The organism is Corallococcus aberystwythensis, from assembly GCF_003612165.1.
GTDB lineage: Bacteria > Myxococcota > Myxococcia > Myxococcales > Myxococcaceae > Corallococcus > Corallococcus aberystwythensis.
Map to the genome: position 1 here is coordinate 1 of NZ_RAWK01000293.1, position 11,929 is coordinate 11,929.

The window sequence follows — 11,929 nt, forward strand, 5'->3', positions numbered from 1 at the left end:
CCCTTGTCCGAGCCCGCCGAGGTCATGGCCCCGCCGCCTGCGCGCCGCTGGCGCCCCCAATGGAACCACCTGGGGGCGCTCGCCCTGGCCCTTGCGTCCGTGGGCACCTGGACGGCCCGGGTGACAGGTGACGCCCCCGCACCCTGGCCTCCGCCCCAGGCCACGCGGCCCCTGGAGGCCCGGCTGACCTCCGCGGCCCTGGATGAACACCGCGACTACGCCCCCCTGCGCGGTGGGGCTCCCACGCCAGCGCCGCTGCCGCTGCGGGAGCTGGCCGGGATGGAGGACCGGCAGGACTGGCGCGGCATCGCCTCCGCGTACCTGCTCACGGGCGACTCGCGGCAGGCGCTGAACTACCTGGGCAACGCGCCCCCCTCCCCGGACGTGGACTCCGACCGCGCGGTGGCGCTGGCGCTGGCCCATGCCGGGGCCTCCGAGCAGGCGTCGAACGACGAGGCCCTGGCCGTGCTGGAGGACGTGCTCCGGAAGCGGCCGGACCACCCGCAGGCCCAGTGGAACCTCGCGCTGGTCCTGCGCAACCTGGACCTGCCCCTGCTGGCGGCGGACGCGTTCGACGCCGTGGCGAAGCTGGGCGAGCCCGGCTGGAGCGTGGAGGCGCGGGACCAGGCGCGCGCGCTGCGCGAACGGACGCTGGCCCGGGGCCGCGCCTGGAAGCAGTCCTTCGCGGCGACGCGGGACCTGATGGCGGATTCCAACGCACGGCTGCCGCTGGAGGAGGCCGCGAAACTTCCGGGCATCGGCCGGGTGGCCTTCTACGACGCGGTCCGCGCGGCACCCTCGAAGGACGCGGCGCTGCGGCTGCTGCCGCTGGCGGACGTCCTGGACCGGGCCTACGGCGGCTCCGTGCTGCACGCGACCGTGACCCGCGTGGCCGCGCGGGACTTCCAGAAGCGCGGGCCCCTGGCCCGGGACTACGCGCGGCTCGTGCGCGACGAGACGCCCTTCCCTCCGGCCTTCCTGGAGACGCTGCGGCGCTCCGGCGAGGACGACCTGTACGTGGGCGCGCTCGGCTACGAGCTCACGGCGAGACGGCCCGTGGACGCGGCGGCGTTCGCTCGCGCCGCGGACGGGCTGGGCGACCCGTGGTTCCACCTCATCGCCGAGCGCGAGCGCGCCAACCAGGAGGTGCGTGACGGCCAGTGGTGGAAGGCGGAGGCGCGCGTGCGGGAAGCGCTCCGCACGTGCGAGGCGGAGCGGCTGGACTACCGCTGCGCCGACCTGCGGGCGTGGCTCACGGACATGTACCGGGACGAACTGCACCGTCCCGCCGAGGCCCACGAACACGCGCTGCGCGGCTGGCAGCTGGCGAAGAAGCAGGGGGAATGGCAGCAGGAGCGGCTGTTCCTCCAGGAGCTGGCGCAGGTGGCGCGCTTCCACCACATCGTCCCCACCGCGGGCGCGTACTTCCGGGAGTCGCTGGCTCGCTTTCCGGACGACCCCGCGCAGGTGGGCTACGTGCACCGCAACCTGGCCACCGTGGCGTGGATGGACTTCCGCGTGGACGAGGCCCGGCGGCACATGGAGCAGTCGATGGAGTCCGGCTCCCCGCTGGGGCTCAATGGCGCGGGCGTGCTCGCGGACCTGGCCCGCTTCGGTCCCATGCCCGGCGCCGCGGATGCGCTGTCCCGCACCCTCTCCAGCCTGCGCCAGGGCCAGCCGCGCCCCGGCGAACGCGCGCTGCTGGACGCGCTTCAGGGCGAGTTCGAGCTGGAGCGCGACCCCGCCGCCGGACGCGCCCTGCTGCGGAGCGCCCTCACCCAGGCGGAGCAGTGGCCCGACGACGTGAACGCCCGCCGCGCGCAGGCCCGCGCCTCCGCCGCGCTCATCTCCGACGCGGGACGCACCGGGGCGTTCCTGGAGGCGCTCACCCTCGCGGGCCGCCAGCTCCAGGTGACCGGGGTGCCGGAGCGCTGCGTGCTCGCGGTCGCGGTGCAGCACGAGCGCACGGTGGCCGTGGCGCGGGGGCCTTCGGGCGCGGTGCTCGGGGACTTCACCCAGACGCGCACGGCACCGCTCGGACAGGACGCCTCCGGGCTGGTGCCGCCCGCGATGCAGGAAGCGCTGCGCGGGTGTGAGCAGGTCCGGGTGCTGGCCCCGCCTCCGGTGAATGGCCTGCCCCGGTTGCTGCCCGCGGACATCGCCTGGAGCTACCGGGTGGGCCACGCGACGGTGGGCCATCCTCCGCCGGTGGACAGCGGCACGCACCTGGTCGTCTCCAACGTGGACACGCCCGCGGCCCTGGGGCTCCCGCGCCTGCCGCTGATGCGTCCGCCCCCCGGGGAGGACGCGCGGCGCGTGATGCTGGAGGGCGCGCGGGCCACGCCGGCTCGCGTGCTGGAGGCGATGGGCACCGCCACCGAGGTGGAGATCCACACGCATGGCGTGTTCAGCCAGGAGCTGTCGGACGCCTCGCTCCTCATGCTGGCCCCGGAGCGGGATGGCCGGTACGCGCTCACCGCCCGGCAGGTGCGCGCGCATGGGCTCCCCAAGGCACCTCTGGTGTTCCTGGCCGCCTGCGGCGCCGCGCGCACGGCGCCCTTCCCGCACGAGTCCTTCAGCCTGCCGGTGGCCTTCCTCCACGCCGGGGCGCGCGCGGTGCTGGCCGCCACGGTGGACATCCCGGACACCGCGGGCCGCTTCTTCCACGACGTGCGCGAGCGGATCCACGCGGGCGCCGCCCCCAGCGTGGCCCTGCGCGACGAGCGGCAGGCGTGGCTCCAGGCCGCCCCCGGAGACCGCTGGGTGCACGACGTGCTCTTGTTCGAGTGAAGACCTTCCAGGTCACTTAAAAGAATCCGACCTGACACGTTTTCAAGAAGAAGCCGCACGCGGGACGGGAACACGGACTCCGCGGTGGCTTCGTCAGGAGGACACGGTCATGTCGAGATGTCGGATCAGTCCTGTTCTGGTACCCATGCCCAGAAGGCCTCAGAAGGACCTCCCGGACAAGCCGCCCCCGGGTCCCGCGGGGCTGGAGGCGAAGACGCTCGTGTCACCGCTGAACTTCCGCGACGAGTTCCACGAGGACCTGCCGGACAAGCCGCCGCCGGGCCCAGCGGGCTTCGACCGCTGACGCTCCAAGGCATGGCGCGGACCGATGCTCCCGCGCCGTGCCGTCGCATCCGTTACGTGATGGGGCAGGGGTGCGTGGACAAGGCCCACCGGGGGAAGGGCCTCTTCGACGCGCTCCACCACCCGCACCGCGAACAGCACCTACCGCGACGCCACCGACACATGGGCCGTGGTGCTCTGGGACTGGGGCGCGGGCACGTCGCGCGGAAGCACCGTGTCCACGCTCACCGCGGGGGGCGTGGGACGGTTCGCCATCCGCTTGTGGTGCAGGCCGGACAGCTTCAGCGCCAGCTCCGGACCGGTGACACCCTTGGGGATGTAGCCGTCCGCCCCGGAAGCGCGCACCAGCTCGCGCAGCTTCGACTCGTCCATGGACGAATAGAGGATGAACAGCGTGTCCGGGCCCGCGTACTGGCGCACCACGCCCAGGATGCGATCGCCGCTCAGCGTCGGGATGTTCACGTCCAGGAGCACGATGTCCGGCTGCTCGGTCCGCAGCAGGTTGGCCACACCCAGCGCCGCACGCGTGGTGACGACATCGAAGCCGTACCGGCTGATGGAGCGCTCCACCAGGTCGAGCACCAGTGGGTCATCATCCACCACAAGCGCCTTCAACTTGCCTTCCGCCATCGCGTCTCCGCCTTTCAAGACCCCGAGGGAAAGGTCCGAAGTGCATTACGTCCAGGTAGGCTGTGCAATATACGCCATAACTGTATTCATGCACAATGCCCCAAGGCCTGAAGACCCGGGAGACCTGTACTTTAAGTACGGATGTCGGGTTTCACGGTCGCGCGGCCGTGGGGCAAAAAGCCTCACGCGGCTGGGGCTGTCAAGACCTCGGGGCGGGACTGTTGGTGCACAACAGAGAGGGACGGCCGGGAGGGAGGCCGGGCGTCGAAGCGGCCTTCAGCGCGGGCGCGGCAGTTGTCGCAGTGGGCGCAGTCGTCCTCCAGCGGCTCTTCGAAGTAGGTGCCCAGCACCTTCCAGCGGCACGTGGTGGTGCTCCCGTAGCGCATCATCGCGTCCAGGCGCTCGTGGTCGCCCTGGTGGCGGTCCTCGTAGGCGCGCAGGTATGCGTCCAGCTCCTCGGGCTTGTCGAACGCGCGCAGCTGCTTCACGCCTCGCGCGCCCTTCTCCAGCACGCCCGCGGCCACCAGCTGCGCCACCAGCACGCGGGTGCGTTTGTCGCCCAGGCCGCTCGCTTCGGACAGCCGCTTGAGGGCCACGCTCCTGCCCTCCGCGCACAGCGTGTTCGCGGCCTGGTAGAGGCGCTGGCTCTCGTCGCGTCGCGGGTACTTGCCTCCCAGGAAGAAGCCCTGGATGCGCCGGTCCTCCAGCCGGTACAGCAGCGCCGCCTTCGCGGGCAGTCCGTCGCGGCCCGCGCGGCCCGCCTCCTGGTAGTAGCTCTCCAGTGAATCGGGGAAGTGGTAGTGCACCACGAGCCGCAGGTCCGGCTTGTCGATGCCCAGCCCGAAGGCCTTCGTCGCCACCACCACCGGCGTGGTGCCGTCCATGAAGCCGCGCTGGTTCTCCTCCCGCTCGGAGGCCTTGAGCTTGCCGTGGTAGCGGCCCGCCTCCAGCCCTTCCGCGCGCAGCCAGCGCCACAGCTCGTCCGCCTTGCGCACGGTGGCCGTGTAGACGATGGCGCTGCCGTCGTTGGCGCGCAGCAGCTCCAGCAGCTTCTGGCGCTTGAGCTCCGGGTTCACCGTGCGGTGGACCTCCAGCGTGAGGTTGTCGCGCTGGATGCCGGTGCACACCACCACCGGGTCCTCCATGCCCAGCTGCGTGCGGATGTCCTCGCGCACGCGGGGCGTGGCGGTCGCGGTGAGCGCGAGCACCCGGGGACGTCCGAGCGCGCGGATGGCGTCCCCCAGTGAGAGGTACGCGGGCCGGAAGTCGTGGCCCCACTGCGAGACGCAGTGCGCTTCGTCCACCACGAAGAGGCTCACGTTCGCGCGCTTGAGCAGCGCCAGGCGCTCCGGGTTCTCCAGCTGCTCGGGGGTGACGTAGATGAACTCGTGCTCGCCCCGGCGGATCTCCTTCTGGAGCGTCTTCAAGTCACCCGCGCTCAGGGTGGAGTCCAGCTTCGCCGCGTCCAGGTCAAAGCGCTCCGTGAGGTGTTCGCGCTGGTCGTGCATCAGCGCGATGAGCGGGCTCACCACCACCGTGGCGCCGGGCACGAAGAGGGCGGGCAACTGGAAGGTGAGGCTCTTGCCCGCGCCCGTGGGCAGCACGCCCAGCACGTCGCGCCCCGCGAGCACCGCTTCGATGATGTCCCGCTGGCCGGGCCGGAACGCCTCCACGCCAAAGCGCTCGCGCGCCTCCTGCTCGAGCTGGGGCCAGAGGGGGGAGCGGTCCTGTGTCGCGGTGGGCATGGCCTGAAGGTAGGGATGGCGCTTGTTCCGCTCCTCCCCGTCACGTGCGGTGCGCCTGGCTGCCTGCCGGGCTGGGGAGGAGTGTCACCCCGAGGGGTTCACTCGCGGTTGCACGCAGGAAAGCCGTGCGCGAGGGGGCGCCGCTTGGCACTTTTCGGGGATGGCTTCTGGAACCCATGCCGACAATGACTTCGACCTGCTGGTGGCGGTCCTCCCGCCGCCGCTCCAGGAGGCGGTGCGCAAGCTGCCCCAGGCGGAGCTGCTGGAAGTGGTGATGGACCTGGGCCGGCCTCCGGAGGCGCGGCTGGTGCACGGGGTGGCGCGGCTGTCCCATGTGCCCGTGGAGCAGGAGGCGCTCCAGGCGGTGCTCGCCCGCGTGGGAGAGGTGGGCGGGGACAACCGCGCGGGCATCGAGCGCACGCTCCACCGCGTATCGGCCATCCGCAACCGGCAGGGGCGCGTGGTGGGGCTCACGCTGCGCGTGGGGCGCGCCATCCAGGGCACCATCGACATGCTGCGCGACCTGGTGGAGTCCGGCCGCAACCTGCTGCTGCTCGGGCGGCCCGGCGTGGGCAAGACGACGAAGCTGCGCGAGGTGGCGCGCGTGCTCGCGGACGCGCTGGGCAAGCGCGTGATGGTGGTGGACACGTCCAACGAGATTGGCGGCGACGGGGACATCCCGCATCCAGGCATCGGCGGCGCGCGGCGCATGCAGGTGAGCCGGCCGGACCGTCAGCACGACGTGATGATCGAGGCGGTGGAGAACCACATGCCCGAGGCCATCGTCGTGGATGAGATTGGCACCGCCGCGGAGGCCGCCGCCGCGCGCACCATCGCGGAGCGCGGCGTGCAGCTGGTGGCGACCGCGCACGGCAACACGCTGGAGAACCTGGTGCTGAACCCCACGCTGTCGGACCTGGTGGGCGGCGTGCAGACCGTCACGCTGAGCGACGACGAGGCGCGGCGCCGGGGCACGCAGAAGACCGTCACGGAGCGCAAGGGCACGCCCACCTTCGACATCGTGGTGGAGATGGTGAGCCGCGACGAGGTGCGCGTGCACCGGGACACGGGCGGCGCCGTGGACCGGCTGCTTACGGGCGCGGACGTGGGTGGCGAGAAGCGCCGGCAGCAGGACGGGGCCGTGCACGTGGAGGCCGCGCCCGAGGTGGTGGTGGCCACGCCCCCAGGTGGACGCGTGCCCAAGGGGACGCCCGCGCTGGGAGCGCCCCGGCCCGGACCCACGCGCATCGCCGCGCACGCGGTGAGCCGCGAGCTGCTGGAGCGCGTGCTGCGCGACCTGCCCGTGGAGGCCGTGGTGGTGGGCCGCCCGGAGAACGCGGACGTGGTGCTCACGCTGCGAAGCCGCGCGAACTCGCCCCGGCTGCGCCGCGCGACCGAGCGCGTGGGGGCGCGGGTGCTGGCCATCAAGCGCAACAGCTCCACGGAGATCCGCCGTGCTTTGCGCACGGAGTTCCACATTCTGGAGGGCGTGGACCCGGCGGACGTGCACGCCGCGGTGGCGGACGCGGAGGAGGCCATCCAGCGCGTGCTCGCGGAGGGCATCAGCCTGCCGCTCACGCCGCGCCCGTCGCGCCTTCGGAAGGTGCAGCACTCCCTGGTGGTGAAGAACCACCTGGAGGCCGTGAGCCTGGGCAGCGAACCCCAGCGCCACCTGGTCATCTACCCGCTGGGCACCGTGTTGACGGAGTCCTCCGACACCGCGCCCGAGGACGTGGATGCGCCGGAGCCGGACGACGACCTCGAGGATGACGACGCGTCGGCCGTGGATGAGGAACCGGCGGATGACGAAGGCGCGGGCCTGGAAGCTTCGTCCCCGGACGAACGCGCCTCCTAGACGCCGTGCCGGCGGCGGTCCGCTCGAACTGGTCCGACTGTCGGACCACCTGGGACCAGCCCGGTCCGGAGGCGGGCCGCCTGAACTGGTCCGACTGTCGGACCAGTTGGGACCCGGCTGGTCCGGACAGGGCCGCCCCTGGGTGCGCAGCGCGCTGCACACGCCGGGTGGGGTCACGGATGCCCCTTTCCCTGGAGATTCGCGGGGTTGAGGGGGGCATGACGGTTGCTGAAGGGGCAGGGTACGGTCCTCAGCGATGGCGCGGGGGATCCGCACCGTCTCTCTGGAGCCCTCCATGCGTCGCATCGCCTGCCTTGCCCTCGCCGCCCTCGCCACCACCGCCTGCGGAGACAACGTGCCCACGCAGGAGGAGATCGACGACGCGAAGGCCCGCGTGGAGCGTCTGGCGGCCTCCACGCACCAGGTGCGCGGCGCGCTGGAAGTGCTGGGCCTGATGCCCGTGTACACGTGCGGCGAGCCCCGGCGCTCGTTCCTGAACCACGCCGTGGAGGGGCTGTCCTCCACGGTGGCCTGCGCGACGGCGCGGGTGCAGGCCGTGGACGACGTCGCCGACGCCGTCGTCGTGACCTTCCCCGCCAGCGGCTGTGACGTGCACGGCCTGCGCCTCACGGGCCGCGCGGTGCTGGAGTACCGCGGCGGCGAGGACCTGATGGAGATGCACGCCGACCTGCGCGAGATGGCCGTGGACGGCCAGATGCTCCAGGCGAAGGTGGGCTACGGCACCTGTTCCGACGAGACGCGCCTGTTCGCGGACGTGGAGGGCCAGGTGCCGGGCCGAGAAGGCCACAGCTTCCACATCAACAGCCGCGTGGGCAAACGCGAGGGATTTCCCTTCATTGGCGGCACCACGCTGCTGTTCGACGGTCCGGGTGAGCTCACGGGGCCGAACGGCACGGACCGCGTCACGCTCACCTCGCTCCTGTACGAGGTGGGCAACTACCTTCCCAAGGAAGGCACGGCCCTGGTGGAGACCGCGGACGGGCACCGCCTGAACCTCGCGTTCCAGCCCGTGCTGTGGCGCGTGGGCAAGGTGGAGGTCACCGTGGACGACAAGGACCCGGTGACCATGCCCGTCGTGCGCTGACGCCTACTCCTGGAAGGACCGGGTCAGCCGGGCGATGGCGCCCGGCAGGCCCCGCACGCGCAGGCGGCTGCCCGTTTCATCGTAGGCCTGGGACACCACGGTGGTGTGCTCGTACACCTCGCCGATGCGGGCCTGCCGCGCGTAGGGAATCACCAGGTCGGCCTCCACCATGGAGGCCTCGAAGAAGGCGATGATCTCCCGGCGCAGCATGGTCACGTCGTCCGGCCGGTGCGCGGAGAGCTGGAGCGCATCGGGGTGCTCGGCCTTGAGCGCCTCCTGCGCCGCCGCGTCCAGCCGGTCCACCTTGTTGAAGAGCAGCTTGCTCGGGACGACCTCCGCGCCAATCTCCCGGAGCACCGTGCGGGTGACCTCCAGCTGCGCGGCCCAGGTGGGGTCGGACGCGTCCACCACGTAGAGCAGCAGCGACGCCTCCAGCGCCTCGTCCAGCGTGGAGCGGAAGGACGCCACCAGGTCGTGCGGCAGCTTCTGGATGAAGCCCACCGTGTCCGAGACGAGGATGCGCGGCCGGGTCTCCGGCTGCATCGCGCGCACCGTCGTATCCAGCGTGGCGAAGAGCTGATCCGCCACCAGCACCGTGCTGCCCGTCAACGCGCGCATCAACGACGACTTGCCCGCGTTGGTGTAGCCCACCAGCGCCACGCGCAGCTGGTCGCGCCGGGCGTACCGGCGGTGGTCCTGGTCCTTCTGGATGGCCGCCAGGCCCTCGCGCAGCTCCGCCAGACGGTCGCGGATCTTGCGGCGGTCCAGCTCCACCGCGGAGTCACCTGAACCCCGGCCCTGCTGGCGCTCGCTGCCTCCGGTGGACTCACGCAGGCGCGGGGCCAGGTAGTTGAGCCGGGCGATCTCCACCTGCATGCGCGCCTCGTGGCTCTTCGCGTGCCGGTGGAAGATGTCCACGATGACGCCCGCGCGGTCCAGCACCTGCGCGCCGGTGGCCTTCTCCAGGTTGCGCAGCTGCCCGGGGGACAGCTCGTGGTCCACGACCACCACCGTGGGCTTCGGGCCCGGTTCGATGGCGGTGGCGTCCAGGTCCAGGTCCGTCGCGTCGTCGTCCTCGTCGGACGGCCCCTCCGCGTCCACGCCCATGTCGCCGGGAGCGCCACCGGCTTCGGTCCCTGCTTCGGGCTCCGCGCCGGCTTCGGCCTCCCACTTCTCACGGGCCTTGGACGCCTTGCCCTGCGCGCCGGAGGGGATGACGCCCGAACCGCCGGTGAGCGCGGCCAGCTCCTTGAGCTTGCCGGAGCCGAGCACCGTGCCGGTGGCCAGCCGCTGCCGGCGCTGGGACACGGTCGCCACCGCGTCGAAGCCCAGCGTGTGCACCAGCCGCTTCAGCTCCGCGAGGTCCGCGGCATGCGCCTCGTCCGTCACCCCGGGAAGCTGGACACCGACGAGGACCGCGCGCGGACGGTCGGGAAGGGTTTTTGCCATGCACGGCTCGTAACACGTCGGGCCCGGCCGCGCCCTTGCATCGCCAGTTCAACTTTCCGTCTATTCCTGAATAACCAGTTTAAAAGCAACTCAATCCCAGACATTGAGACAACCTCGTCACCGCGCTCCCGTCGCGGCTTCCCCATCCCCAGGAGTGAAATGAAAAACCGATTTATCGCACTCACCGTGATGACGCTGGTGGGCGGCTCCGCGTTCGCGGAAGGCCCTCCGAACCCCGCGGACCTGCGCCGGGTGACGAAGGCGCGCGAGAGCCTGGTCCCCGCGGTGGAGAAGGCCTTCGGACCCAAGGCGCGCTTCGTCCAGCTCTTCGGCCAGGGCCGGGAGATGCTGGCGGGCGTCGTCGCGGAGATTCCCGTGGACCCGCTGGGCACGGATGACCTGCCGCTGCTGGCCATCGTCCGGTACGCCGAGGACACCGGTGAAGTGCGCGTCGTGGCTCCGGAGTTCAAGTACCGCGAGGCGCGCATCGTGGGACAGGACGTGGCGCTGCTGGACGGCGAGGGCACCCTGCGCCTGCGCGACGCCAACGGCCGGGAGCGGTTGCTCGCCGAGCAGGTGGGCGGCGACCTGTTCCCCACGGCGAAGGGCGACGCGCTGGTGGCCACGCTGAAGACGGGCGTCCCAGGCCCGCATCAGACGGCGGTGGGCATCATCGACCTGAAGGGGCGCGTGAAGGTGCTGGCGGACGGCCCTGGCGTGGACGCGACGCCGAGCATCTCCCCGGACGGCAGGACGGTGGTGTTCGTGTCGGGCCGGACGAGCGTGGCGTCGTTCTTCGTCACGACGGTGGAGGGCGCGGAGCCCCGGCAGCTCACCAACGTGGGCCTGGAGAACTGGATGCTGTTCGGCGGTCCGCCGAAGGAGTTCGTGCCCCCGCCCGTCTCCAGCCACCACATGGAGTGGGTGAGCGAGGACGTGCTCCGCTACAACGCGGGCGGCGGCGCGTTCTGGACACTCAACGTGCGCACCGGCCACGCGGCCGCGGACGTGGGAGGTGCGAAGTGATGCGCGCGACCCTTCAGCGGCTCACGGTGGCGGTGGCGTTCGCGCTGCTTTCGCTTCCGGCGGTCTCCACCGCGCAGACGATGTTCCGCTTCCCCGCGTCACAGCTCGCGGACCAGTGCGGCAACGGCGGCTGCACGGTGAGCGCCTACAAGGACTACGGCGGCCGGGACTACGCCTGCGGCGGCGTGCGCTACAGCGGGCACACGGGCACGGACTACGCGCTGGTGGGCGGGTTCTCCAAGATGGACTACGGCGTCTGGGCGATGAACGCCGCGCGGGGCTACGTCGAGGCGTCGGTGGATGGGTACTACGACCGGTGCAATTACTGGAACCAGGCCAATCCCTATGCCGCGTGCGGCCTCTACACGGCGAACTACATCATCATGCGCCACCCGGACAACACGCAGACCTGGTACTGGCACCTGAAGGCATACACGCAGCAGTTCGCCCGGGGGACGACGCTCGCCTGCGGCAACTGGATTGCGCGCGTGGGTTCGTCCGGCGCGTCCACGGGGCCGCACCTGCACTTCGAGTACTGGGTGCCGGGCTTCGGCACGGATGACCCCTACGCGGGCTCGTGCGGCACGCCCTACACGCGGTGGACCGCGCAGGGTGCGTACCGGGGCCTTCCCGGCATCACCTGTCAGTAGCGGGCACCCTGGGACGGGAGGGGGAAGGGCCCTCCCGTCCTGAACCGGGCGTCGCGCGCCGGAAAAAGGCGTGGGCGGCGGAGCGAAGCCGTTAGCGTGGCGGGCAACCCCACGGGCCCTGCCCCGTGGCGCCGGAAGGAATTGCCCGTGGTGCTTCGTGGTGATGCCGCCGTCCTGCTGGAGAACGCCCCGTCGAAGCGCCAGGCGCTGGCGGAGGCCGCGTTCGTGTTCTTCGCGGTGCTGGGGCCGTCGTCCGTGGCCCGGCTGGGCCGCGGGGCCGCCGTGGCGGTGGAGCTGGCGCTGCTGGCGTGGGGCCTGGCGCTCTTGCGTCCCTGGGAGTCCTCGCGGCGCGGGGCCTGGTGGGGCGTGCTGGGGC

Annotated in this window: 9 protein-coding genes and 1 pseudogene; 7 read left to right on the forward strand and 3 right to left on the reverse strand. The window is 71.9% G+C overall.

All coding sequences use genetic code 11. The annotated features are described in order from the left end of the window. Window positions 1-2,790 (forward strand): CHAT domain-containing protein (locus D7W81_RS34555; protein WP_120559653.1); only part of this gene is annotated, 2,790 nt, incomplete at its 5' end. Between the two features lie 145 nt (window positions 2,791-2,935). After that, the gene (locus D7W81_RS42595) at window positions 2,936-3,094 is read left to right on the forward strand and encodes a hypothetical protein (protein WP_158621752.1); all 159 of its coding nucleotides are present in this window, start codon (window positions 2,936-2,938) and stop codon (window positions 3,092-3,094) included. A 140-nt stretch (window positions 3,095-3,234) separates the two neighbouring features. Here D7W81_RS42595 and D7W81_RS34565 read toward each other — a convergent pair whose 3' ends face one another. Together D7W81_RS34565 and D7W81_RS34570 are read right to left on the reverse strand one after the other, a co-directional pair. After that, complete coding sequence (locus D7W81_RS34565) at window positions 3,235-3,693, reverse strand: response regulator (protein ID WP_306440932.1); 459 nt, start codon at window positions 3,691-3,693, stop codon at window positions 3,235-3,237. 212 nt (window positions 3,694-3,905) lie between these two features. Continuing rightward, a complete protein-coding gene (locus D7W81_RS34570) occupies window positions 3,906-5,468 on the reverse strand; it encodes a RecQ family ATP-dependent DNA helicase (protein WP_120559655.1) in 1,563 nt (520 codons plus the stop codon). Between the two features lie 160 nt (window positions 5,469-5,628). Between D7W81_RS34570 and D7W81_RS34575 the strand changes: the two genes are divergently transcribed. Together D7W81_RS34575 and D7W81_RS34580 are read left to right on the forward strand one after the other, a co-directional pair. After that, window positions 5,629-7,323, forward strand: coding sequence for an AAA ATPase domain-containing protein (locus D7W81_RS34575; RefSeq protein ID WP_120559656.1), 1,695 nt, complete (start codon window positions 5,629-5,631; stop codon window positions 7,321-7,323). A gap of 295 nt (window positions 7,324-7,618) precedes the next feature. Then, entirely contained in the window at window positions 7,619-8,428 is an 810-nt protein-coding gene (locus tag D7W81_RS34580) for a hypothetical protein (RefSeq protein ID WP_120559660.1), read from the forward strand. A gap of 3 nt (window positions 8,429-8,431) precedes the next feature. Here D7W81_RS34580 and hflX read toward each other — a convergent pair whose 3' ends face one another. Continuing rightward, entirely contained in the window at window positions 8,432-9,877 is a 1,446-nt protein-coding gene (hflX, locus tag D7W81_RS34585; protein WP_120559657.1) for a GTPase HflX, read from the reverse strand. A 159-nt stretch (window positions 9,878-10,036) separates the two neighbouring features. Here hflX and D7W81_RS34590 point away from each other — a divergent pair, with 159 nt between their 5' ends. The 3 genes and pseudogenes from D7W81_RS34590 to D7W81_RS34600 all read left to right on the forward strand — a co-directional run. Beyond that, complete coding sequence (locus D7W81_RS34590; RefSeq protein WP_120559658.1) at window positions 10,037-10,903, forward strand: TolB family protein; 867 nt, start codon at window positions 10,037-10,039, stop codon at window positions 10,901-10,903. Then, a complete protein-coding gene (locus tag D7W81_RS34595) occupies window positions 10,903-11,553 on the forward strand; it encodes a M23 family metallopeptidase (RefSeq protein ID WP_120559659.1) in 651 nt (216 codons plus the stop codon). The genes D7W81_RS34590 and D7W81_RS34595 overlap by 1 nt, the downstream gene beginning before the upstream one ends. A 147-nt stretch (window positions 11,554-11,700) precedes the next feature. Beyond that, window positions 11,701-11,929 (forward strand): annotated as a pseudogene (locus tag D7W81_RS34600) (CPBP family intramembrane glutamic endopeptidase); the annotation flags it as partial.